Origin of the sequence: Flavobacterium sp. KACC 22763, assembly GCF_028736155.1 — a bacterium.
Classification (GTDB): domain Bacteria; phylum Bacteroidota; class Bacteroidia; order Flavobacteriales; family Flavobacteriaceae; genus Flavobacterium.
Genome location: NZ_CP117879.1, coordinates 1,668,160 through 1,692,119, shown reverse-complemented (window position 1 = coordinate 1,692,119; position 23,960 = coordinate 1,668,160). Strand labels below are relative to the sequence as shown.

Annotated in this window: 20 protein-coding genes; 5 read left to right on the top strand and 15 right to left on the bottom strand. The window is 33.6% G+C overall.

Going from position 1 to position 23,960, the window contains the following annotated elements:
* The first annotated feature begins 243 nt into the window (after window positions 1-243).
* The 5 genes from PQ463_RS07300 to PQ463_RS07280 all read left to right on the top strand — a co-directional run bounded on the left by PQ463_RS07300 (window position 244) and on the right by PQ463_RS07280 (window position 7,303).
* Window positions 244-990, top strand: a complete 747-nt coding sequence (locus PQ463_RS07300; protein ID WP_274257003.1) for a LytR/AlgR family response regulator transcription factor — start codon at window positions 244-246, stop codon at window positions 988-990.
* Window positions 990-2,912 (top strand): histidine kinase, encoded by a 1,923-nt coding sequence (locus PQ463_RS07295; protein ID WP_274257002.1) that lies wholly within the window; start codon window positions 990-992, stop codon window positions 2,910-2,912. Before PQ463_RS07300 ends, PQ463_RS07295 begins: the two co-directional genes overlap by 1 nt.
* A 130-nt stretch (window positions 2,913-3,042) precedes the next feature.
* A complete protein-coding gene (locus PQ463_RS07290) occupies window positions 3,043-4,311 on the top strand; it encodes a hypothetical protein (RefSeq protein ID WP_274257001.1) in 1,269 nt (422 codons plus the stop codon).
* A 53-nt stretch (window positions 4,312-4,364) separates the two neighbouring features.
* The gene (locus PQ463_RS07285) at window positions 4,365-5,777 is read left to right on the top strand and encodes a tetratricopeptide repeat protein (RefSeq protein ID WP_274257000.1); all 1,413 of its coding nucleotides are present in this window, start codon (window positions 4,365-4,367) and stop codon (window positions 5,775-5,777) included.
* A 68-nt stretch (window positions 5,778-5,845) separates the two neighbouring features.
* Complete coding sequence (locus PQ463_RS07280) at window positions 5,846-7,303, top strand: hypothetical protein (protein WP_274256999.1); 1,458 nt, start codon at window positions 5,846-5,848, stop codon at window positions 7,301-7,303.
* Between the two features lie 19 nt (window positions 7,304-7,322).
* Here the strand turns inward: PQ463_RS07280 and PQ463_RS07275 are convergent, their stop codons facing one another.
* From PQ463_RS07275 to PQ463_RS07205, 15 genes are all read right to left on the bottom strand, one after another.
* The gene (locus PQ463_RS07275) at window positions 7,323-7,781 is read right to left on the bottom strand and encodes an RNA methyltransferase (RefSeq protein ID WP_274256998.1); all 459 of its coding nucleotides are present in this window, start codon (window positions 7,779-7,781) and stop codon (window positions 7,323-7,325) included.
* Window positions 7,782-7,871: 90 nt separating this feature from the next.
* A complete protein-coding gene (locus PQ463_RS07270) occupies window positions 7,872-9,023 on the bottom strand; it encodes a hypothetical protein (RefSeq protein ID WP_274256997.1) in 1,152 nt (383 codons plus the stop codon).
* A 64-nt stretch (window positions 9,024-9,087) separates the two neighbouring features.
* The gene (locus PQ463_RS07265) at window positions 9,088-10,578 is read right to left on the bottom strand and encodes an eCIS core domain-containing protein (protein ID WP_274256996.1); all 1,491 of its coding nucleotides are present in this window, start codon (window positions 10,576-10,578) and stop codon (window positions 9,088-9,090) included.
* A 59-nt stretch (window positions 10,579-10,637) separates the two neighbouring features.
* Entirely contained in the window at window positions 10,638-11,750 is a 1,113-nt protein-coding gene (locus tag PQ463_RS07260) for a hypothetical protein (protein ID WP_274256995.1), read from the bottom strand.
* A gap of 83 nt (window positions 11,751-11,833) precedes the next feature.
* Complete coding sequence (locus PQ463_RS07255) at window positions 11,834-12,271, bottom strand: HIT family protein (RefSeq protein ID WP_274256994.1); 438 nt, start codon at window positions 12,269-12,271, stop codon at window positions 11,834-11,836.
* 4 nt (window positions 12,272-12,275) lie between these two features.
* On the bottom strand, window positions 12,276-13,928 hold the full coding sequence (locus tag PQ463_RS07250) for a pyridoxal-dependent decarboxylase (RefSeq protein WP_274256993.1): 1,653 nt from the start codon (window positions 13,926-13,928) through the stop codon (window positions 12,276-12,278).
* On the bottom strand, window positions 13,925-15,658 hold the full coding sequence (locus PQ463_RS07245; protein ID WP_274256992.1) for an eCIS core domain-containing protein: 1,734 nt from the start codon (window positions 15,656-15,658) through the stop codon (window positions 13,925-13,927). The genes PQ463_RS07250 and PQ463_RS07245 overlap by 4 nt, the downstream gene beginning before the upstream one ends.
* Window positions 15,659-15,845: 187 nt before the next feature.
* Window positions 15,846-16,217 (bottom strand): hypothetical protein, encoded by a 372-nt coding sequence (locus tag PQ463_RS07240; RefSeq protein ID WP_274256991.1) that lies wholly within the window; start codon window positions 16,215-16,217, stop codon window positions 15,846-15,848.
* A 74-nt stretch (window positions 16,218-16,291) separates the two neighbouring features.
* Entirely contained in the window at window positions 16,292-17,410 is a 1,119-nt protein-coding gene (locus PQ463_RS07235) for an eCIS core domain-containing protein (RefSeq protein WP_274256990.1), read from the bottom strand.
* 3 nt (window positions 17,411-17,413) lie between these two features.
* The gene (locus PQ463_RS07230) at window positions 17,414-18,178 is read right to left on the bottom strand and encodes a GH-E family nuclease (protein ID WP_274256989.1); all 765 of its coding nucleotides are present in this window, start codon (window positions 18,176-18,178) and stop codon (window positions 17,414-17,416) included.
* Window positions 18,179-18,206: 28 nt separating this feature from the next.
* Complete coding sequence (locus tag PQ463_RS07225; protein ID WP_274256988.1) at window positions 18,207-18,782, bottom strand: hypothetical protein; 576 nt, start codon at window positions 18,780-18,782, stop codon at window positions 18,207-18,209.
* A gap of 6 nt (window positions 18,783-18,788) precedes the next feature.
* The gene (locus tag PQ463_RS07220) at window positions 18,789-20,156 is read right to left on the bottom strand and encodes an ATP-binding protein (protein WP_274256987.1); all 1,368 of its coding nucleotides are present in this window, start codon (window positions 20,154-20,156) and stop codon (window positions 18,789-18,791) included.
* Window positions 20,146-21,069, bottom strand: a complete 924-nt coding sequence (locus tag PQ463_RS07215; protein WP_274256986.1) for a hypothetical protein — start codon at window positions 21,067-21,069, stop codon at window positions 20,146-20,148. The genes PQ463_RS07220 and PQ463_RS07215 overlap by 11 nt, the downstream gene beginning before the upstream one ends.
* 66 nt (window positions 21,070-21,135) lie before the next feature.
* Window positions 21,136-21,975, bottom strand: coding sequence for a hypothetical protein (locus tag PQ463_RS07210; protein ID WP_274256985.1), 840 nt, complete (start codon window positions 21,973-21,975; stop codon window positions 21,136-21,138).
* Window positions 21,976-21,987: 12 nt separating this feature from the next.
* Window positions 21,988-23,928, bottom strand: a complete 1,941-nt coding sequence (locus PQ463_RS07205; protein WP_274256984.1) for a hypothetical protein — start codon at window positions 23,926-23,928, stop codon at window positions 21,988-21,990.
* Between the last annotated feature and the right edge of the window lie 32 nt (window positions 23,929-23,960).

Sequence of the window (23,960 nt, the reverse complement as noted above, 5' to 3'; positions counted from 1 at the left end):
ATACTACAAATTTGAAAATAAAAAATATATAGATTTTAGCCAATATAAATTCGCTAAAAAACAGAGAAGATTTGCCATACTCTTTTTTAAATATGAAAAAAAATATATCGAGAGTATAGTATTTAAGACATTGAAATAAAAAATTATATATTCGTACTACAAATTTTGATCTTAGTAGAGAACCAATTTCGAACTGCTTTTATTCGGGTCTAAAATTTAATTTGTAAAACTGTTATTTCCTATATGAACAAAATACGGACCTTAATAATAGAAGACGAACCAGCGATTAGAAAAGAATTGCAATGGTTAGTCTCACAAGAAGATTCTTTAAAACTTGAAGCAATGGCCAGTTCGGTAAAGGAATCATTGGAAATTTTGAAAACTTTAGAAATCGATTTGATATTGATGGATATTCAGCTTACAGATGGTACTGCTTTCGATATATTGAATCAGATAGAAAAGACTTCTTTTCAGATCATTTTTATTACCGCATATAATCATTTTGCAATAAAAGCCATTAAATATGGTGCGTTGGATTATCTTTTAAAGCCAATTGACAATGATGAATTTGTAGCTGCGATAGAAAAAAGTAAAAAAGTAAAACAGTCTGATTATCTGAGTCAAATTAATCTTTTGAAAGAATATAGCTCAAGAACGATTGATATGAGTTCTAGAATCTGCATTACGTCTTTGGACTGTATGCAGATTGTTCGTCTCAACGACATTATATATCTGTCTGGCGAAGGATCTTATACGCAAATTCATTTGGAAAACAAGAAAGTAGTAACGGCTTCTAAACCCTTAAAATATTATGAAGATATTCTGCCTGAGGATTTTTTCATAAAAACCCATCAGTCTTATATTGTCAACAAAGATTTTATTGATAAGTATATGAAAACAGGGATTATAGTTATGAAAAACAACGCCGAAATTCCTGTGGCAACTCGTAGAAAAGAGTTTGTTATAAATCATTTAAATCCTTTGAGATAATGAAAAAAACATTGTTTTTTTTGCTGCTGACTGTCATTGCATGCCAACAGAAATCTAAAAAAGTTTCGATTCATCCAGAAAAAATGCTGGAGTCATTGCAGGTAATCAGCGATAGTTTAGATCAAAATCCGGAAGCCGATAAATTGGCTTTTTGGTCAAACAAACTTAAAGATAAAGATTTCTCAAAAACAGGTTCGGCTTTAGCATTTATACATTACAATCTGGCTAAGAATCTGGTAAAAAAAGACATTGACAGTGCCAAACAGCATATCAATTTTGCTTTAGGTATTGTAGAAAAAGAAAAAGAATTCAATGCGCTGAAATTTACCATTTATAATGGAGCAGGTTTAATTTCAGAACTTGAAGGAAAGTTTTATCAGTCGGTTTATTATTTCAATAAATCTGCGGCAATCATTATGAATGATGATTCGCTAAAATGCAAACCAATGGCAAAAGTCATCTGTTTGCTAAATGCGGCTCAGGACAATAATAAAATCAGCCAATACCAAAAATCGATTGAACAGAATCAGCTTGCCTTAAAAATTTTAAAGGAACTGCCTGAGGATAATTATAAGTATAATTTCAGAGCTTATTCGCAACTGTTTACGGCTTGTGAAGAAAGCAATATTTATAAGCCAGATTCGCTTCTTTTTTATATTAAAAAACTCAAACAGATTTCGGCAAAAACAAATGAACCAATGCAGGTTAGATTTACCAATGAGCATATGGCGCATTATTATTTGCTGAACAATCAGTGCGATAAAGCCATACATCATTACAATTTGGTAAAAGAATATGATGAAGAAGGTCTATCAGCAAATCCTGAAAGTCCTGTCATGATTAAAAATCTGTATACGACTATTGCTAATCTAATTGATTTGCTTGTTCAAACCAAACATTTTCCTGAGGCAGAAAACTTAATTAAACAAGCTGACAAGATTGAAAACCAGCATTTGCAGCTGTTGTCTTATTATGAAAAGTGTCTGAATAAGAAAGCCAAAATGCATTATCATTTTGCGAAAGGAAATAAAGAGAAAGCTCTGGAAGAAGCAGATGAGATATTGGCGCTTAAAGATAATATCCTAAGAAATTCAGGTATTCAGGCTACAGAAGAAATGGCTACGATTTATGAACTGCAGGCCAAAGATCGATCTATTCATGGGTTAAATAAGACTATTGATAATACTGAGAATCGCCTTGAACGAAATCAATTATTACTGCTTGTTGTTGGTTTATTGTCACTGTTAGCAATCTCATGGATATTCTTGCTTTATTTTTTCCAAAGGCAGAAAAGACAAAAGCAGGAGAAAGAGAAAATTTTGCTGCAGCAGCAATTGCTGAGAACGCAAATGGAACCTCATTTTATTTTCAATACATTGTCTGCATTGCAAAGTTTTATCAGATTTGATGAAAAAGAAAAATCAATTAAGTATTTAAGCCAGTTTAGCCGATTGTTGAGAAGCAGTTTAGAATTGAGCCGTAAAAATTATGTGCCTCTGGATCAGGAAATAGAAGCCATTGAGAATTATTTGAGTTTACAGCAGATGCGTTTTGAATATACGTTTGCTTACAAAATAATAGTGCCAGATGTGGATACCTCAGCTTTATTGATTCCTCCAATGCTGATTCAGCCATTTGTAGAAAATGCCATTATTCATGGTATTGGAAATCTTTCTGATAAAGGATTGATAACTCTAGAAATCGATGTGCAAGAAAATCAGATAGTAGCGAAAATTACAGACAACGGAAAAGGCTTTCAAGATAAATCAAATATAGATTCTGATCATCAATCTTTATCGGGAACTATAGCCAAAGAACGTTTGGAGATTTTGGCGAGAGAAAATAAAATTAAGACCAATATAGAAATATCCTCAAACGAGCAAGGAACTATAGTTTTACTGACACTTCCTCTTAAAAACTAAAAACCGCAGTACGGATTTATAAAAAATCTTTACGAATATTCAATAACAGCATACGGATTTATATCGGTTAAAATTTGTATGCTTATATTTTTCAAATTTGTCTTGAAATGGAAATAAAAAGAGTAATAATTTGAAAGCTAAAAACAATTTAATTGGTGCCGTGCTGTGTGTATTTTTATTGACGGCATGTTCTAAAAGAATACTAACCGATAATCCCGAACCTGAGGCAACGCTTTATGAAATTAACCATAAAGAAGATGTCAGCTTGGTTTTCTTCGATCATAACCAGGACGACGGTTTAGAAAAGCATTTAAGTATCTACCAGAGATTTGCTGAAGCTTTTGATACAATTCAAGATGTGCATGTATTTCACGTTAGTGAGAATTGCGTGATCGAGTTTAGAAATTATGGCTACTATTATTTTAATAACCATGATGACAAGATTAAATCGGGAATGATATTGTCCAATGGTGTCGATAAACCGATTCTTGTAACCAATGCCGACAAGTATATTGAAACCTACGAATCGTATTTTAAAGTTCCATTTAACGATAAAGTCTATTATGGCAAATTACGAAAAGCAGAAATTGCAGAGAGACAGAAAGAATCGGAAAAAGAATTGAAATCAAAATTTAAAGTCGATCAAAACTATGCTGATAATCTGATAAAGAATTCAAATGTTTCTTATTATCCAAAGACGAATGCTTTTTTGAGCTGTTCTACCGGAAAGGTAACGGCAAAAGCTTTTAAAGATAATGCTAAAAACGCAAAAAGTTTTATGCAGATAGAAACGCTGTATGACAAAAACGGATTGATTAAACAATACTCAACTATAATCAATGGTGTTTTGTATTCCGAAGACTTGTATTATAGAAATTCACATCATTTGATTGATAGTATTGTACGAAAAAATGAAAAGGGAGAGAAATCTAAAGATGTTTTTAAATATGGCAAAAAACAATTCAGTATTATTTCTGTAGATCAGAAAAATGTAATGATTGCTAAAGTGTTTCATCTTAACGACAAATTTCAGTGTGCAAAAAGCGAAACAGTAAATGGGAGCGGAGATGTAGTTGCTATCACTTTTTTTGAATATGATGAATTCGGAAGAATTGTAAAAGAGATCAATTCAACGCAGAAACTGGTTTATGAATATAAAAACAACCAAGAAGTTTTTTATTCTAAAATGAAAATTTACAGCATAAAAGATAACGCATTGCTTTCTGAGAACATAAGATATTCAGAAGGAAAGAAAGACACTTTTATATCAAAAGAAGGAAATAAGATTTTATCAAAAACTGTTTCATCAAATAATCCCAACGGCTGTACCAAAACAGTATACAATTATAATTCTGATAATAAATTGAGTGAACTATATGAGTATTCGTATGAGAATTAATTCTTTTTTCTAATCAAATTTTTTAGCAAACCAATTACTAGTAGACAAAATATATGAGACTTATTATTTTTATGTTTCTTGCTTTTACTTCATTAACAGTTGTAGCGCAGGAAAAAATCCAAAAAGAAATCAATTATATCCGCAGTTTCCGTAAAGAAGCAGATAGAATTGTTGTAGAGTTAGGCGTTAAGCCGAGACTATGTTTTATACCGACCAAAAATAATCCAAATTATGTCAAGTTTAGCGCATTAGTACAACCTTATCAAAAGAAAGAAAATTTATATGAGATCGGAATTGAAGAGGTAACAGGTAATATAAAATCACTTAGAATTTTGAATAAAACCGAGACGGCAGAATACCAATCTATAAAGCCGTATTTTCCCGCTGCTGTTGCGGCAGTTTCGGCAAGTCAATTGCCTGAAAAATATTATGATGAAGCACTTGAATTGTATAATAAAGAGCAATATCAAGAAGCGATGGAAACTGTAACCAAGTCAATAGAGATAAATACGCAAGACCCAGAATATCATCAGCTAAAAGCACTTTGTTTGGCACATTTACAGCTATATAAAGATTCTACCGATGAAGCGGAGTACGCACTCGAAATGGATATGGCCAATCCTGAACTGTATGAATTGATTGCAAATAATTATTACTTTTTAAGAGATAATGAAAATGCAATTAAAAATTTTGACAAGGCAATTCAATATGATATAAACATTATAGTTAGGGTTTATCATAATTACATCAAATGTCTAATTGATATTCCTAGTTCACAACGAGCAATAGAAGTTTACAAACTGTACAAATATCGTTTAGACAGTCCAAATAACTACGGAGACGATTCAGGCAATTTTGCTGATGATTTAGAATTTTATGCCGGTCAGGCATATCAACAGATAGCAGATTGGGGGACTGCTGCTGAAATTTATGACCGGCTTATTGTCGTAAATCCAGATGTTTACGGATACCGAGCGCAGAGAGGAAGGCTTTATCAGGAAAAAGGCGAATTTCCCGCAGCAATCAGAGATTTTGAAATAGCACTAAAATTGGATGAAAAGGAGAATATTTTATTGACTAATCTCGCCACGATTTACCAAGAACTTCATGATTATAAAAAAGCTGAAACAGCATATGAAAAATATTTAAACAAAAATCCAGACGACGCTGTGCAAATAAGCAATTACGGCTATTTGCTATTGGATGAAAAACGTTATAAGGAAGCGCAGGCAAAATTTGAAGCTTCTTTTAAAATTGATGATGCCAGTATTGATACACATATTGGAAGAATATTGACAGCGTATCTGCTAGGTGATTCCAAAAAGAAGGATCTGTTTATTAAGGTGGCAAAATCTCAATTTCCGAATATCGAGATTAATGCAGCGACTCTAAATGCTCTTATAATAACAGGTAATTATTACTATTCAGAAAAGATTATTGGGATTTGGAAAGAAGCTGTTAACTAAAGTTTTAAAATACTCAAATCAAAATTTAGACAGTCCGTTTTATTTACAGAAATAGCTAAAAAAATATTATGCGCATTATACTCATTATTTTTATGTTTTTATCATCTACCGTAAGATGTATTTCACAGGATTTGCAGGTTTATTCTCCTTCCAAAAAAGAAAAGCTTTCAACAGAAGCGTATGAAGTTTTCAGAACCAATAAGTTTTTAGATTTTAAAGATAAAGACAGTTTGATTGAAAACATCGAGGGTTCCGTTTATAAGAGAACCAATTTGAATACCTTTTTTCAGTATAAAAAAGATTGGGAAAAAATTCAGAAGGAAGATACGGCTTCTTATGCAAAAAAAGAAAACGCAAAATATGTGTATAAAGACCATTCGATGATTGAAACTTATTTAGAATTTGGCAGTTACAATGTTCGAAAAGAAATAAAAACGGTTTATAATCCGAAAAGTTTTGTGTTGCTTTATGAGAAAAAATATTTTGTGGGAGAAAATTATAATCGCACTGAAAGCATTGTTAATGAATATGATATTCAAAACAGAGTAATTAAGATTACAAAGCGAACCGAATACAGTAAAAAGGAGAATAATGAGGAATCTATAATTACGGCTAGATACGAAAATGAAACCGTAACCATTACGAGTAAAAACGGATCTGTTGTATGTGAACTTGTTGGAAGTAAGACTTTTTCAAAATCTCCAGTTAAACTTAAATCTGCGTTAGCATTGCCTTTTGATTATTATAAATATATGGAAGAATGCTATTTGGAAGAAAGCAAAAAGTGTTTTGAAAAATATCCACGGGTTGAAGGAAACGAATTAAAATCTGTGTCAAATCTGATTTATAAAAAAGTAAATAAAAACACTCCAAATGTTGTATATCGCATAGATAATGGAGGATTGGCATTCGAAACCTATATTTTAAATATTCGCGATGAAAAAGAGGAATATTTCTTAGATCATTTCATTATAAATGTCAAAAATCAAGAGCTAATTTCGAAACAGCTTATTGCGATTGAAGCAGATGGAGAAATCCCTGAAAATGTCAATTATACTGCTAAATCATTTGTTATAAATAAAGACTTAACGATCAGTATTTTTGAAATGCGATTTTCAAAGATTTATAAAAAGCTGAACGAAGGATATAAAATTACATCTGACGGAAAAATAATAAGTTCTAAAAGCAAATCTAAAAATAGGGCAGAAGCTAATTCTTGGTCAGGAAAATACACTTTTAAAAGAACGAACAAAGATGAGCTTGTAACCAGTTTTTTGATAGACATAAAAAATCTAGACGATATTGCTATTGTTTACATTGGTGATGGAGAAAAGGCTGAATCGTATAAAAAACTTAAAGCAGAGAACGTAGCAGAGGATAAAATTAAAATAATATTCAACAAGAAATATGACGAATTAGGAATTATATACATTCAAAAAAATGATAAGCAATATATAATTTCAGGAGAGCCAATCTCGAACATTAATCCTGGAAATGATGAATATCCGCTTAAGAAAATGAATTAAGAAACTTGTTAAAATGCTATTAAGAACGCGGTTTAGCTAGATTTCTATCATACATAACGATAGTTCCTGCTACGGCTACATTCAAACTTTTTTCTGATTTAAATTTTACTAAATGATGGCATTTTTCCATTACTTTTTTAGATAAGCCATGATCTTCTGCGCCCAATATATAAACACAGCGTCTAGGATGTTCGAAGGTTTCAAGATCAGCCGCTTTTTCAGATAATTCAACGCCGACTAATCTGGCTCCTTTTGGTAAATTTTCAAAAAAGGCTTCAAAAGTATCGTAATGAAAATATGGAATTGCTTTTACCGCATCGTGCGTATCGCAGGCTTGTTTGGCATATCGGTTTCCTATGGTAAATATAAAAGTAGCGCCTAAGTTTTGAGCCGATCGCCACAAAACACCTAAGTTTTCTGGTGTTTTACCATTTTGTATTCCTATACCAAAGTATTCATTTGTAAAATTATTGCTCATGGGGCAAAAGTACAAACTGTATGTAGATAAATCAATTTTTTGTTGAGACGAAAAGAAGTCTTATGATACAAAACAGTTTTTACTTATACATTATCTTGGATATTTATTTTCAGGATGATTTCTTTTATAAAGTTCATAAGCATCCCAATCATCATCATTCATGATATATAAAGCTCCTCTTATTGTTCTTCCTAAAAGTACCATTACGTCTAATGGCGAGAGGCTAACCGATTTTGTTTTTTTGTCTTTATGTTTATGTTCATTATCCTTTTCCTCTTTTTCTTCTTCGCTTGAATCTTCATATAGTTTTTTGCGTTTGCTTTTAAAATTGCTATAGTTTTCCTCGCTATTAAATTTTGCTTTATTGTCTATAGAAGTCTCAAAATCATCTTCTTTACGTTCTCCTTTATGTTTAATTCTGCCTTTTGATACGCTTTTGCCTTTACCATATACTGTATACGGATTAAGCTGTATAAGACGCATCAGTAATTCGTGTCCTTCGCCAGGGTAATTTTCTTTACCGCCATCAATTATTTTTTGTAGCCTTTCATAAGATATTTTATAGTCTTTGATTAAACGCTTGCGTTGGCTTTTTTTAAATTTTGAAGGAGCTTCGGTGTTCAATAGTTTAATGAATTCATCTAGGGTTACGACTTGTTCGTCTCTTATTTTTTCAAGGGAGTGTTTTTTTATTTTTTTCGCAAGTCTAAACGAAAGAGAGGAATGGCTTACAGTATGCGGTCCAGCTTTACCGACAGCAGGAGGGACATTGTGAGAATCTGTGTTATAATGTGTAAATACAGTAGGATATCGGGCTTCTTCGCTAAAGTCATTATGTTCATTTGCTAATCTGGTATCTAACCTCCATGCGTCAAACTGATTTTCAAATTCTTGACTTGGATCATAGGTAGAATAATAAACAGTTCTAGTTCCTCCTTTTTTTAGACTTTGTATTTTTGAAAGTACCGTTCGCTGCACAATGGGACTCTGTTTTTGTAATTTTGTTTGCGATAAAGAATTTGTTAATGATTTTGTCTGTAAAGCTTTAGCTCCCATTTGGTCAGCCTCATTTTCTAAAGCTCTGTCATCATTAATGTTTACTTTATTTTCTTTTCTTTGAAAAATAGTAGCGGGACGGTTGTCTTGTAATGATATGGTCTTATTTTGCGTAGTATTTTTTATCAGACTGGTAGAAGCAGCTTGATGGTTAGTTTTATTGCTTTTATCGGAAGTATATTCCATTTTTATTTTCTTTAAAATTATGAGTATCGTAAACTTGGTAATGTATCACACAAACAGAATTGGGTTAGATGCCAAACAATTTTTGTAAAAAGTGTAACCCGACCCCAACCGCAAGACCGGTTGCTATGGCAGGAACTGCTGCGGTAGCAAGAGTTGTTCCTGTAGCCAGTACTAAACCGCCAGCAATTAAACCGCCAACAGAAGAACGGGTTTTCTGAGCAATAGGATTTGAAGAGGTTGTTAATGAGCCAAGCTGAGCAACTAAAAAGCGGCGTAAAGGCCATTTCCCTGTTTTAATATTAGAGGAAGCACTCTTTAGCCATTTATGTTTGTCTTCAAACTCTTTAACTATATGATCGCGATAAATAACCATTAGTTGCCCAATAGCATTTGTGTCTTTAAACAATCGTACAGCACCACCATCGTCTGTAGCTGCCAATCGGCCTAAGTCGAATAAAAAAGAAAAAGTTAGATCTTTTAATGCCTGATCTCTCTCTTCTCCATCTAGTTTGTGTTCTATAGAATCACCTGAATCAAGATATAATTTGGTATAAATTTGAGATCTTGTACTTTTTCCTCCTGAAAGACTTTTTGCTAAATTAACATGATCACGTTGTCTTGATCGGCCTTTTTTCTTTCCATTCTCAATTGCATTAGGGTATTTTTCTATTTTACCACCAATTTGATTATGATGATCTTTTTCTTCATCATTTACTTCTTCAGCTATTTTACTATCGCCTTTTGCTTGCCATCGTCCATTTGGTAATATTTCTTTACCCATAAGTTTATCAGCAAATGTATGTACACCTATTTCATGAATAAACATTCCTATCAAGTTACCTATTGAAACTTTTTCTAGGTACCATTTGTTTAATTGAACCCCAATACTTCCTGGTGTTCCAGGATGAAACTTTGTTCCTTTATGATGATTCCATGCAGGAGTTAGTTCACCAGTATTTGTAATTTCTATTTCGATAGAATCCTCTGGGAAAAAGTGTTGAAGTGCATGTTGCATAATTTCTACCAGAGAAGTAAAGGTTTTGATCGTTTTTTTATCATTTCCTAACATTGCCAATGCTCCTGGTTTAGGTGCTACCGTCATCCTTTGAACCGTTTTTGAAGATGTGTTTTCAGATGCTTTGCCCTTCATTTGCAAAGTAGGTTTTACACGTCCCTGTTTTTGTTGCACCACATGCCAAGCTTCATGAGGCAAATGTTTCTCTTGTCCTGAAGCAATATGGATATCAGAGCCTTGCGCATAGGCATGAGCATTGAGTTGTGCAGGTTTATCTGAGTTGTAATGAACTTTTACATCATCCATAGAATGACCAGAAAGATTCTCTATTCCTGATTTCAAATTGCCTGGCAAACCAGTATTATTGTCTTTTTTTTGAACAAGATTGGAAGTAGATTTCTGAGCAATAGCTTTTTTTTCAAGCTTTTTTTGCACAACATTCGATTGTCTGTTATCTTGTAACTGAACAGCATTATTATTGGCATTTGATGCACTAATCTGTACCTTATCGTGAGATATTTTTTCTTGATGCTGTACCATTTTTTACTTTTTTAGAAATCTACTTCTTGTTTTAAACAATCTTGTTCTTGAACTTGAAACTAACTTGTCTTATAATTTTGGACTACAATATCATATAGTGGAGTTGGAATTAAGTTATTTACGGTCAAAAGAACATTTTGGCAGTTTTCATCCCAATGTGTAAAATCTCCATTATCAAAATTAATAGTGCACATTATATCGTTTCCTTGACTATGAGTGCCATGCGAGCCGTCAGAAGTTCCAGGTATCCAGACTTTATCGGCAAATTGAAAAAAACAAATGCCGATCAATTTGTTTGGGTTATTAGCTGCATAATTTATACTGCCTGACAATTGCCCTTGGACAATATTTTGATAATTAGGTTTTGTTCTATCATGCCCAATTTCTGTAAATAAAATAGGCTTTTGATATTTATCATAAGCTATATCTACATAGCCTCTTCCAGAACTTTCAGCATTTTCAAAAAGATATTGACGATCATTATAAGTTTGAGGAGCTAGAAATAGTCGTTTGTTTAAGTTTTTAGTAGTTACTTGATCTAAAGCTGCAAACAAAGGATCCCAAAAGCCAAAACATGGATATTTTGCGCCATAAGTGCCAAAATCCACAGGATGTCCAATTATTACTTCTCTATAGTTGGCATAATTAGAAGCTTCAATGTTTGCCCATGATGTTGTAAAATCGATACAGTTTTGAGCATTATAGTCATTAAGGGTCGGTTCGTTTCCTATAACTATTCCTATGATTGCACTATGATAATCTGTTTTATCTTTATTTGAATAAGAATCTATTAAACCTGGAATTAGATCATTTCTTTGCGGTAAACCTTCTCCCGGTTTGACAAAATAATTCGAAACAGATGCTAAAACTTTGATGCCAAAAGAATCGCAATAATCCAAAAAGCCTAAATGATCATTTTTTAAATGCCAATCGTACAATCTAATGAGTTTAACTCCCATATTGGCTAATGTCTGGATGTCATTTCTCGCTTTATTGGGACCATTTAGATCGCAGTGGCTTCTGCTTTTTGATGTATATTCTTTTCCCCAAACAGGAGCGATGCATGTGTAAGACATATCACTTCCGTAGAATACATAAGTATGATTTGCAATTGATGGGGTGTACCCGCGTGGAAACGGGGCATAACAGATTCCGTTAAAATTTGTGTTCATAATAGTTTTTTTATGGTTAATGTTTAAAATATTAGTTGTAAAAGCTTAATTTATAGGTTATTATCATTTTTGTTAAATGTTAATCAGTAAAGGTTTTTAATTATTTCGGATGTTAAAGTTTTCAATAAATCATCACTTTCTATTTTAGATGTTTCTTCGACAGAATTTCCATAATTGCGATCTGTAAATGTTTGGTTATCAAATAAAATATTGGTTTTGTATCTCGGAATCATGTGTATGTGTAAATGCTCAACATGATTTCCACATTGCAAATAGTTATATAAATCTGGACTAAAAAGAGTGTCTATCGATTTCTCTAAATGATGCTGGATTCTTTGAAATTCCATTAAAGCATCAGGAACAATTGAAGAAAATCGAACCAAATGAGTATTGTACAAAATGACTAAGGTTCCTAAGGTATGTTGTTCTCTGCTTAGCATAACCGTCCAGTATTTCCATTCTTTTATAATACCCTGATACGGAATTTCTTTATCTTTAATTTGGCATAATATGCAGTTCATGTTGCTATTTTATTGGAGTTGCTAACGTTTGGCTCGATGGAATGAGATTTCCATTAATAATTTCTATTTCAAAAAGCATTGCTTGTTCTGCTATTAGTTCAGCAATAGATTTTGATGTTAAAGGAGTTACATCTCTATGCATGTTATAGATAATGAAGGCGTGATTTTGTTTTTTGCCAAACCATTCGCCGTAATTTTTAACGATGCTGAAATTCGGGATATCATAACCCTCGTCTACTTTATTCCATATATACTGGATAAATGTTTCAGCTATTGCATTATAAGAGTAGGGAATGCCCATTTTGTCTTTTAATGCTGCAAAATTGATGGTAAAGAGTATTTCCCATCCGCACGAATTATTGTCTATAAGGTTAAATAAGCAATTGTTGTTTAATGCTTCAGAAATTGTCTTGCTCGATTTGTATAATGAAATTAAATAGTCTTGATAACCTGTTAATCCTAGTCGATGAATTGAAGTCCATGCGCTCGCAATCCCATTTGAAGATCTTGTGTTTTCGATTGTATAGTCAAAGGCTCTTAATTCGCCATAGTATTTCTCAGATAATTTATCGTTTGAAATAATGGTGTCGTCTTTGCCAATAAAAAAACTGCTAGAATAAGGACATAATCCGTTTTTATGAAAATCAACTCCAATAGAATCGTATTGGGATATTTTTTCTAATTTTCGAATAACGCAGCTTATTTTTTGAGTTATTTCTTCGGAATCTGATAGGGCTGTTATTTCGTCTTTTTCGGTTTTTAAAAAAGTAAACCATAACCATCCTATCACGCTGTCAAGATGAAGATATGGCGTATAATCTAATTTATGTTCTTTTACAATTTTCTGAGTTGTTTCATAAATGGTTTTCGTACTGTCATGTATAAAATCTATAGTTGTACCTCCGCAAGAAATAATCGCAGCGACTCTTTTTCCTTGTTTAATCTGTTCTTCAAAAACTTCCTTTAGTTTCTCTGAAGTTATACCTTCATTAGACTCAATTGGAATTCTAATGCAGTTTTTTTTTCCTAATCCTAGTAGACTGCAAGTATGTTCGATAGAGTAGTGGGCACCTCCCGATATAAGGATTACCAAATCATTCGGAATGCCATTTATTGGGCTTTTTGGCTCAATTCTCTGAATAGCAAATTTTATGGCATAAAACATTGTAACTTTTCCGCCATTGCAGGAAATTCCACAAGCTTTGTCCCACGCAATTAATTTGCCAATGCATCGTGAAACTTTTTGTTCAAACAAAATAGATTTTCCGCCATAACTATCCATAATTGCATTGTTATTATGAATCTGCATTAATATTGAGGAAGCAAGAGTATCTATTAAAGGATTGGGTATGAGATTAAACATAGAGTTTTTTGATTGCACTCTAAAACTTCCTTCAAATATTTCTGTAAGTTCTTCTAGAACTTGCTCGGTACATTTACCATTAAAAGGGATTTCTTCGTTTGCCAGTTCTGAATTGTACTGAAACTTTTTAACGGGATGTTTAGGTCCTAATATATTTTTTGCATTAACATAACTTTGAGCCAACTTAATAGTCTGAATCAAATCTTCAAAATTAGAATAACTGTTATGTAAATATCGATCTGTCTCTATTAGGGCTATATTGTCAAACTGATTTGTGGGCTGTACTATTTTCATAATCTTTCATTTAAAATTTCTTGTAAGTGTTTAATCACTCCCATACGGTCTCTTTTATATCCAAGGAACATTTCACCGTCATTTCCGTCCTTGTCTTTTAATAAATGCTCTACACCGTTCTCACCTCTATCGTTTCCTAATCGTTGCAAATCATCACTTAATTTATGTAAACTTTCCTTCCATGACATTTCCAATGTTTTTATGGCTGCTGCATTATTGGAAGAAATAATATTTTTAGAGGATAAAATATTGAAAATTAGTCTTAATCGCAGGTATTCGCTAGCTAGAAAATCTTTTCCAAATCTTTGGCTTTCGGTTTTTGTTTTTGAAGAATCTTCGGTAATTACCTTTTCTAAAAAGAAACCTAGAGAATGTATAGTAGGATTGTTATGTTCTCCTTGAGGATAAAAAACTTTTCCACTAGATGCTTTCATCATTTCATTTGCGCTAATAAGGTGTTTAGATTCACCAGGAACTTCATCATCTACTGTTGCGCCTACGAGGGCGTGTAATTCTTTAAGAAAAGAAGATATTATCGGTAATAAATCGTTTCTGTAATTTACATAGGTCTGATTATCGCAAGAGAACATGGCATCAATATCTGAACCTGGTTTTTCATTAGTGGCTTTTCTTTGGTTTCCAGTGGCATATGAGCCATATATTATCGAAATAAAAGTACCTCCTAAAACCCTTCCAACCATATTTGTGAATAGTGCAATATTTTCTGTTACGGCTAATCCCTCTTTAAAATGATCAGCTTGTTCATGTTTCATTCTTGTTGCATCCTCAATGATTTTATTAGTTTGTTCTCGAACGATTTCAATTTTTGAAGGATTTCTTTTGCGACTACCTTTCATGTCGTAATCAAATGTTTGAGGATTCATGTCTCTTAATCTGTGAGAGTCGCTTATTTTGGCTGGTTTGGTGCTTACTGTAGTTCCTTTAGCTATAGTTTCAAATGTTTCATCTCTTATATATAAATTTTGATTTGCCACATTTTGTCCTCTAATGCTCAATACACGAAACCATCTGTAAATATGTTCCGATTTTTTATCGACATGTTCGTATAGTTCGTGATTGGGACCTCTTCTTGATCTATATTTAATGTCAGAATCAATTGTTATTTGATCGCCATGAGACAATTCATAAGCTTCTTCTCCTTCCATTATAGAACCTTTTATCATTTGTACCAAATGGGTTATGCCTGTAATGCTAACATCTATTTTTTTTAATTGAATAGGAGCAGTTTTTTTTTGAATAGGAGTATGGGCAGGAACAATTTGCTTATTTGAATAATTTAAAGCTTTAGTTCCCATAATATCAGCTTCGCTTTCCAAACCTTTATCATCGTTCACATTCACTTTGCCTTTCATCTGCAAAGTTGGTTTTACTCTGCCTTGTTTTTGCTGTACCACATGCCAGGCTTCATGAGGCAAATGTTTTTCCTGTCCTGATGCAATATGAATATCTGTTCCTTGCGCATAAGCATGAGCATTTAGCTGAGCTGGTTTATCAGAATTATAATGAACTTTGACATCATCCATAGAATGGCCAGAAAGGTTTTCTATTCCAGATTTTAAATTGTCGGGTAGGCCAGTGTTGTTTGCTTTTCTTTGTAAAATAGAAGCAGGGCGATTGTCTTGTAAAGTGATTGCTTTGTTCTGAATGGGCTTTTCAGTCAGGCTATTCGCAAAAGATTGTGTTGTAGCTTTTTCATAACTATTTTCCATATCGTATTTTATTAGAATATTGGGAACCCGTTATTAAATCTGTGAATTGGCTTTTTTTCTTATGGTGTTTTGCTTGTATAAGTTTTCATTATTTTTAGGTTTATTCTAGTTTTTTTTGAATATGAAGTCGCTTACTACTTAGGTATCAAAAAAACTAGTGCTAACACTTAAAAAAATATCAAATTTCTTATCTGCCAGTTTTTGCTGCTGCCGCTGCCGCTGCCGCCGCTCTTTTTTCTTGTAAATGCTTTCTTAGTTCAGACCTTTTTGCTTCTCTTTTTCCGTCTAGTTTTGCTCGAGCGGCCGCATGCTGTTTACTTTTTACCTGTCCATGACCTGGGTCTTTTCTATCCATCCCTGTGCCTGAAGCTTTTTTAGGATGATCTGCTAGTTGTATCACATTATTATTAGATATTCCATCTTCTATTTTTCTTTGCAAAACAGATTTTGGACGGTTATCTACAATTGCTGAATTCTTGCCATTATTTTTTTTCTGTGCTACAGAACTTGCTACAGATTGGCTTTTATTATCAGATGTTTTGTTAGTGTAAGTATTCATGTTTTCTTTAAATTTGGTTAATTAATTGTACGCTGCTAGGTTTAGTTTTGGAGTTTAAAGGTTGTATTATAATTTCATAGATTAGTTTCTTTCAGTTTAGCTCCTTCTATTGTATACCGAGGAGAACCTACAGGTTGAACATGAAGGGTTTGTTTAAATTCTGTTGGAAGGTTTTTAACTGTTTTTGATCCTTTTGTTACTGTTTTTCTTTTAAGAATTTTCATTTTGTATTTAATTTGAGTGCCATTATTACCACTTAGTAGATTGTTTGCTCTATTCTCAATGGTTTTATGTCGCCCATTCATTGAAGAAGTAATGGGGACAATATTTTTGAAATTTCCAGTGCCGCCCAATTGATCATTAACCATGTGTCCTCCAACCCAGCTGCCTCCAAGAAATTTCTTTACCTTTTGCGCTTCCGCTCTTGGTCCTTTTTCAACACCAGTCGGCAGATATATATGATTTATCCATCCAGAGGTATAATCATCTATTTTATTTCTTACAGTCATTGTTTGTTTTTTTAAAGCAACCTTAGGAGGGGAAGCTTTCTTAGCATTTAACTTAGCCTTTTTGTTTTGCTTTTTAGCTTTTTGTATGATAAGAGATTTTAATTGATTGGGTTTGTTGGAATTGTTACGGAGAGACTTTTGATCTACAGAATAGTTTTTATTTTGAGATCTTAAGCTATTCTCCTTTGTTTTAGTTTGCAAAGCTTTAGCCCCCATAACATCAGCTTCCTTCTCCAAACCTTTATCATCGTTTACATTCACTTTGCCTTTCATTTGCAGAGTAGGTTTTACTCGTCCTTGTTTTTGCTGTACTACATGCCAGGCTTCGTGAGGTAAATGTTTTTCTTGTCCAGAGGCTAAATGAATATTTGATCCTTGAGCGTAGGCATGAGCATTAAGTTGTGCAGGTTTGTCTGAGTTATAGTGAACTTTTACATCATCCATAGAATGACCGGAAAGATTTTCTATTCCAGATTTTAGATTATCGGGCAGACCAGTGCTGTTTGTTTTTCTTTGAATAGGAGTAAATGAAGAGGTGATTGCTGTTGAATTTTTAGCAATTTTTTGCTGTACAACAGAATATTCCCGATTATTTTTTAACTGTATAGCATTGGTACTGCTGCTTGTGTTTGAAGCAGTTTCAAGCGTTTTATCTTCTAATATTTTTTTGTATTGCTGTATCATTTTCTAAGCTGTTATACCTGCGCCACCAGTGCCTGGATCAGGATCGTAACGAAAATTTTTATAAAAACCTTTGTTTTCAGGTTCGTCATCTGGTGTGTGGTATCCAGATTCGTCATCCTCACTCTCATAATCGATTTTTTTCTTTTTTTCATATTTGTGACTTTCATTGCATACTTTGCAAAAAGCTCTTAGACGATCGGGATCATTGTGATCTTCTTTTATTTCTGCATCAGACGCACCTTTAGATTTCAAATCACGTTCACGTTGTGCCCAAGTAGGATAGTGATCTAATGTTAAAGCGCGTTGCTCGTGTTTATTTCCACCTTTACTCGTATAAGCAAATTTGGTTAGCTCCAACTTATGGCTTCCCTTTCTTGTAAAGGCGAGTGGACGTCTGCAGCCAGGACAAGTATAAATTGCATCAAAATTGCTATTTACATTGGCACGTTGATGGGCAGTATTCTCTATAACATGGTCTCTTGTATCATTTGGTATATGAAATCTTTTTTGTTTTTTGGCTTGTGGCGGAACATAATCGCCGCTACCATCGTCGTCACTTTCTGAGTCTTGTCTTTTTCTTTTCTTTTGATTCTTTTTTCCATTTAACTGTGTAACCCTGTTGTCTGATAATGCATTCTCTTGAAGCTTTTTCTGTACGACAGAGTATTCACGATTGTCTTTTAATTGAGCTGTGTTATTGCTGTGAGTAACATTCGCCGCAGCAATAGAGGTTATATTTTCGGATATTTTTTTGTGTTGTTGCGTCATTTTCTTCTTTTTTGAATTATATAACTGCTTATTCTTCCGAGTCTATTTGATCTTTATATGATGTGACTTTTACAGGGCCAATACCGCCTAAATAATGGATTGCCGAACAAAACGGATGATTATGAATCATTGTTTTTAAGCTTTCAAGGTTTTTATCGTAATAAGGGAGTTTTACTTTTTTTCCTGTAATGAGTTTTATGAGATGATCATTTTCTAAAGGATATATTTTAAAAAGAGGTTTTCGGGCCGCATAAAAAAGACTTTCATCATCAGCAATAAAAGAAATTTCACCACGGTTTTCTTTTAGTTTTTGAGGATTGTTTTTTAATAAATGAATAATCTTAGCCTCAATTTTACTCACCATTTCATCTACACTTTTTTCGGTAGTTTGTACAACCAAATAAAGATTTTGGCTCGTAATAAGATATCCGTTTATGAAAAAAAAGATTTTGTCGTCGAAATCATTCAAGGCCATTGCAATGATGGTATTAACATAATTGGAATCGAAATATTTTTTCCAGTTTCCAATTTTAAGAGTCACTTTAAGGCGATGCAATTGAGGCGCAGCAACGGCAACTTTTTTTATGTTTTCGTTCTTTTTCATAATGCGTCAATTCATTTGAGTAACCATAAGGGTTTTGTTCTCCTTTTTAAATTCACGTCTAATGCCTTCCAATAAATCCTGCTTACTTACTACAGTTTCATTTTTTTGAATAGCAGCCAAAGCACAAAACCTCAGAATGTTGATAATGGCACCTCCAGCCAGTTCATAGTTTTCGGCAATATTTTCAATATCAATATTAGGATCAAGCTGGCATTTTCCTGAAAAGGCTTTTTCCCATAAGAGCATTCTTTCTTCGGCAGTTGGCATCGTAAAATGAATCATTGATTGAAACCTTCTTGAGAAAGCTTCATCCATATTTTCTTTTAAGTTGGATGCGAGAATGACTACTCCAGGAAAATCTTCAATTCTTTGCAATAAATATCCCGTTTGCTGATTGGCGTGCCGATCGTTTGAAGAAGAAGCATTGGTTCTTTTTCCAAAAAGTGCATCGGCTTCATCAAAAAATAAAATCCAGTCCTTGTGTTGCGCAACATCAAATATTTTAGACAGATTTTTTTCTGTTTCTCCGATATATTTTGAAACAATCATAGAAAGATCAACCCTATAGACTTCTCGATTGGTGCTTTTTCCCAACAATGTTGCTGTAAGCGTTTTTCCAGTTCCGGGAGGTCCGTAAAAAAGGGTTCGATATCCGGGTTTTATTTTATTTTCAAGACCCCATTCTTTCATAAGGGTTTCACCATGATTAAGCCAAGCATTGATCTCCATGACCTGATTCATAACATGTTCTTCGAGAACCAAATCGTCCCAGTTTAAATTGGTCGAAATTTGCTGAGCCGGAAACGAAACACTATGTTCAAGTTTTGGCAGAGTGCCCGTTATGAAAAAGTTTAGCCAGCGCTCGTTAATCGATAGAATCTGATTCAGAATAGGAACATTAGATTCAGTACTTTCTAGAACCATAACCTGTTCTTTGGCAAGAATATTAGAGGTGTTTAGAATATGGAGCAATTCAATTCTTAATTCAGGATTGACAGCCGTAATCAAAAAAGAGAGCGTTTGACCCGTCGGTAAAAAACCGCTGTGATTTTTATTGACAACACCGCCAAATTCAGTAAAACCACGATCGTACATAGCATTTTTGCTGAAGAAAATATCAAGAGCTTCAGGTTTAATCTGAGGCGCTAGAATCAGAGCAAGACAAAGCCGTTCGTAAAGATTCAAGTTCCATTCAGCTATTTTTTTATAGTAAATACTGTCTTCGGTATCGGTATCAGCTTCGGGCAACGGAATATCCTGCCATCGATTTTCATGGCCTTCTTGAAGCAGATAACTGCAGATAACCTGATCGATTACCTTCTGCAGCCAATCCATTTCATTATACAAAACCATAATATTGGAATTAGTTTCCATAAGCTCCAAATAGTTTTTCTACATCGTCCAGATTTGCATCAGTCCATTTAAAGTATAATAAAGCCGTATTAGGATTTAACTCATTGGATTGTAACATGTCCAGATAAAAACCTTGTGCATTTTGCATAAGCATCTGAGTGTTATAATCAATGTCATTATGAAAATTAGAATCAAAAAAAGAATCTGTCCATGCGCTCACATTGTTTTCTCTGGCAATGAAATCACTGATGAAATAGGATAGTTTTTCGTCTTGAACGACTAATTTTTTAGCTTTAAAATAAGCGGGCTTTCTTTTAGTTTCTCTATGGTAATACTCAATATCTTTTGACTGGATTGTCTTGGTTTTAGAATGCCCAAAAATATCTGTCAGGCCAAAGTTTTCTGCTTCACAAGCCAATTCCAGTTCGGCATTTGCTTCACCAGCTGTGGCTAGAGTAGTGTTTTTGGCCGTAGCACTTTCTGTTACTACATACAATTCTCTGAAAGAGTATAAGGTTTGCGTTAGTTTTATAATTAACTGCTGCTGGATCTCGTTCCAATTATTAATCTTTACAGATTCTGGTTCTTCAGCCTTAAAAATAAAACTTCCTTTATGGGCAAAAGCCAGTATCTGCTTACTGAACTCAAAATCGCCTTCAATAGAACCATTTGCAAGCGATCTTCCAGAATAAGGTTTTGAAATGCCATCGCTAAAATTCCAATTGGCATCGTTTAAGGCAATTACACTGCTAATATCAGCATCGTGATGTGATATAATGCCATTGCGATAAATGTTTCCCAGAAGAATGATTTCGCCATTTTTAATCTGGAAATAATCACCAGGGAAAAGACTTTTATTCAACGGTTTTGTTGGCAAAAATCCTCCTGTTTTGAGATAAAACTGTCTGTAGAAATTCTTGTTAGTATGATCCATAACCTTAAAAAATTAGGTTTAAAGTCCACTGAATGCATATTGAGACAGTGGACATTTTAATTTGTCTTAAGAAGCATAAGCTGCGGCAGTGGCTGCGGCTAAACTAGATTGAAGTGATTGAAGCTTGATTTGCGCTTTGCTTAAATTGGCAGTTGCAATGCTTAATTGTCTTCCTGTTTCGTCATTTGCCGTATTGGCTTTTTCGTAAGCAACCTGAGCATTTTTATAAGCATGGTATATTAATCCTCTAATCGAAAAATCGGAATCATCCGGCACAGGTAATGGCTTATGTAAAGATTTGTGACCTGTTAAGGTAAAATACAATTTGCTTGCTTGTCTAGATTCTAGAGTGATTGCTTCTTCAGATTCAAGAACAGAAGCTTCTGCGGCCAATGTAGATTTTAAAGCTACGAGTGTCAGAGCAACCGCATTGTTGGCGTCTGTGCCAGCAGTGTTGATTCTGGTTATTAAATCATCAGAAATTAGCGGATTAAGGGCTTTTTTACGAATAACAAGATTAGACAGTTTATTAATTATTTCGACCGAATAAATCAATTTACTAATCAAATCGCTTATCCAAACGCTCACTCTTTTTGAATCCTGAGTTGCAGTTGACGTTTTTGAAAAGGCATCTTCTGAATTAAGAGCTAAACCTTGAGCATTTTGAACAACCTGATCTAATAAGTTTTTATTGCTTAAAGCATGAGAACGATTACTTTCTGAAACCAATAAATAGCCTTGATATTTGGTTGCTTTTTCATTTAGCGAGTTTACAATAGTTTGCTGCTGCTGAACAATTGCAGTCGCATCAACCACTTGATTTTTAATATAATCTAGTTCGGCTTTTTTCTTTTCTGTAATTCCGTATCTCTGCAAATTAGGACGTGTTGATAATAAAGTTTCCATATAGTTGAGGTGTTAAAGAGTTGATGATTTCGAATTCTTTTTTGTAGAGTAAGATATTGGCGTTGTGTTTTGCCAATCTGAAAGACTGTTGGTGTATTTCGCTTTAGAATTTTCACTGCCATTGTAAAACGACAAGACAACAGGAATATAACTTTTTTCTTCAACCAGCGGGTTTCCAAAATTATCGGTAGTTGTACTGCCAATATGTACGCTAAATTCTTGACCCGAAGCTGCTTTGTGGTGACTAGCACTCGTAAAGTTGCCAGCTGGAATGTTTTCTGCTAAATTTAAATTGAAGAAGAAAGCTTTGCTGTTTTTAACCGGTTTAGGAGAATTGTCTTTAATGTTTTTCAGTTTAGCATTCAAATCAGTTAATTGACTTTTTGCAATGCGTAGTTTCTCTTTAGTGTCAGCCAAAGCACTTTTTAAACTAAGATTTTTTTGTTTGTCTTGATCTGTTTCTTTGTCTTTTTTAGCTCCTTCTGTTTGACCTGCAGAATTGTTTAGTGTAACAATCTCTTCTTCAAGAAATTTAATTTCTGCGTCTACAACTTTAATTTCTTCGTCTAACTCCTGTGTATCAATATCATATTCAAGGCTTTTCAGATCTTCATTTGTAGCGATGTCATCAGGATAAGGCAAAAAGAAACATCTATAATCAATTTCATTTGATTTTAAGACTTCTTCTTTATCAACAGTAAAAATGATTCCAGACAAATCTTCAGAAGAATTTCCAGAATTAGTAATATTCTTAGCGTTTTTTAAAGTATAAGTTAGCGCAAACGTCTCAGAAGGTGCAGACAGATATTCATCAAACGTATTGATTTCTTTTTTGTAGTTTTCTGTAAAGATGATTAAAAGAAAAGCAACATAATTTTCGCCAAGCACTAGCGGATCATTATCAGAATCTCTAAGTTCTTTATAAGCGATAGTCGTTTTATACTTTCCTTTAGCATCTGGATTCTGAGAAGCAGGAATGCTTTTGCATTGAGATGAACTGCCCACTAATAGTTCTGCTGTAGAAGCACTAAAAAAAGATTTCCTGCTGTCTTTAACCATAATGATATTATAGCTCAAGACAGGATTAGCTAATCCTTTATTTGGTGTTCCAGAATCTCTGTCTTCTGGTAAAAAAGGACTTTTGTAAACATCAAATGAAACGCTAAAAGTACCTGCTGTAGGATCAAACTGTTTTGGCACTTCTACAGCCAAACTTTGGTTGAATAATGCATTGTTGTAGTTATATGCTTTTTTAGAAGCATCATATTCTACTTCGCTACATTTTATAGCACCTTCTGCAGCTCTTGTAGCGATACTTGCTTTAGCTTTCGTATCGTTATCTATCGTTAATACTGCAGTAGTAGCTGTTAAATCTGAAGTTGTTACTTGCAGTAAATTGTTGACAGAAGTATTGGTTAATTTCGCGCCGTCGGCCACTACAGAAGTCGAAACTTCAGAAATAGAAGCAGTAGCTTCCATAGCATATTGCGAATTCTGTTCGGCAATATAAGCTGTTTTGTTAATCAGATTATAAGCCTCAAGAGCCTGCTGGTATATTTGAGTTCCATAATCTGCAGCATTGATAATGCTATAAATACTTCCGATATCACTTGCCAAACGCACAATAGAATTTGACGCAATCTGAATGTTAGATGCACAAACCGCCATATTGGTAACGGCTTGTGTTACATACGTTTTCTGCTGATTTGCAGATAACAATAAGTTGTCTGCCATGTTCTTATTCTTCACAACCACATTGTTTATATGTTGCTGTTCTTTGTACATTTTGGTTGTTGCATCTAGTTTTTCCTGCGCAACAATTTCAGCTCCTTCGGCATAGTAAAGAGTAAACATTGAATTGCTCAATTGTGAACTCAATTGTTTTTTGGTCATCTCCTGACTTTCTAATGATGACAATACACTAGAATGCAGATTTTCATTGTAACTGTTCATAATAGTTTTTTTAGTTGATTAATTTATATTTC

What these genes read in the sequence shown, in the direction of transcription:
- PQ463_RS07220 (WP_274256987.1), bottom strand. Translation starts at nt 20,156, where the DNA reads ATGGAAACTAATTCCAATATTATGGTTTTGTATAATGAAATGGATTGG.
- PQ463_RS07265 (WP_274256996.1), bottom strand. Translation starts at nt 10,578, where the DNA reads ATGGTACAGCATCAAGAAAAAATATCTCACGATAAGGTACAGATTAGT.
- PQ463_RS07260 (WP_274256995.1), bottom strand. Translation starts at nt 11,750, where the DNA reads ATGAACACAAATTTTAACGGAATCTGTTATGCCCCGTTTCCACGCGGG.
- PQ463_RS07255 (WP_274256994.1), bottom strand. Translation starts at nt 12,271, where the DNA reads ATGAACTGCATATTATGCCAAATTAAAGATAAAGAAATTCCGTATCAG.
- PQ463_RS07300 (WP_274257003.1), top strand. Translation starts at nt 244, where the DNA reads ATGAACAAAATACGGACCTTAATAATAGAAGACGAACCAGCGATTAGA.
- PQ463_RS07230 (WP_274256989.1), bottom strand. Translation starts at nt 18,178, where the DNA reads ATGACGCAACAACACAAAAAAATATCCGAAAATATAACCTCTATTGCT.
- PQ463_RS07245 (WP_274256992.1), bottom strand. Translation starts at nt 15,658, where the DNA reads ATGGAAAATAGTTATGAAAAAGCTACAACACAATCTTTTGCGAATAGC.
- PQ463_RS07275 (WP_274256998.1), bottom strand. Translation starts at nt 7,781, where the DNA reads ATGAGCAATAATTTTACAAATGAATACTTTGGTATAGGAATACAAAAT.
- PQ463_RS07240 (WP_274256991.1), bottom strand. Translation starts at nt 16,217, where the DNA reads ATGAATACTTACACTAACAAAACATCTGATAATAAAAGCCAATCTGTA.
- PQ463_RS07250 (WP_274256993.1), bottom strand. Translation starts at nt 13,928, where the DNA reads ATGAAAATAGTACAGCCCACAAATCAGTTTGACAATATAGCCCTAATA.
- PQ463_RS07205 (WP_274256984.1), bottom strand. Translation starts at nt 23,928, where the DNA reads ATGAACAGTTACAATGAAAATCTGCATTCTAGTGTATTGTCATCATTA.
- PQ463_RS07270 (WP_274256997.1), bottom strand. Translation starts at nt 9,023, where the DNA reads ATGGAATATACTTCCGATAAAAGCAATAAAACTAACCATCAAGCTGCT.
- PQ463_RS07295 (WP_274257002.1), top strand. Translation starts at nt 990, where the DNA reads ATGAAAAAAACATTGTTTTTTTTGCTGCTGACTGTCATTGCATGCCAA.
- PQ463_RS07280 (WP_274256999.1), top strand. Translation starts at nt 5,846, where the DNA reads ATGCGCATTATACTCATTATTTTTATGTTTTTATCATCTACCGTAAGA.
- PQ463_RS07225 (WP_274256988.1), bottom strand. Translation starts at nt 18,782, where the DNA reads ATGAAAAAGAACGAAAACATAAAAAAAGTTGCCGTTGCTGCGCCTCAA.
- PQ463_RS07235 (WP_274256990.1), bottom strand. Translation starts at nt 17,410, where the DNA reads ATGATACAGCAATACAAAAAAATATTAGAAGATAAAACGCTTGAAACT.
- PQ463_RS07210 (WP_274256985.1), bottom strand. Translation starts at nt 21,975, where the DNA reads ATGGAAACTTTATTATCAACACGTCCTAATTTGCAGAGATACGGAATT.
- PQ463_RS07285 (WP_274257000.1), top strand. Translation starts at nt 4,365, where the DNA reads ATGAGACTTATTATTTTTATGTTTCTTGCTTTTACTTCATTAACAGTT.
- PQ463_RS07215 (WP_274256986.1), bottom strand. Translation starts at nt 21,069, where the DNA reads ATGGATCATACTAACAAGAATTTCTACAGACAGTTTTATCTCAAAACA.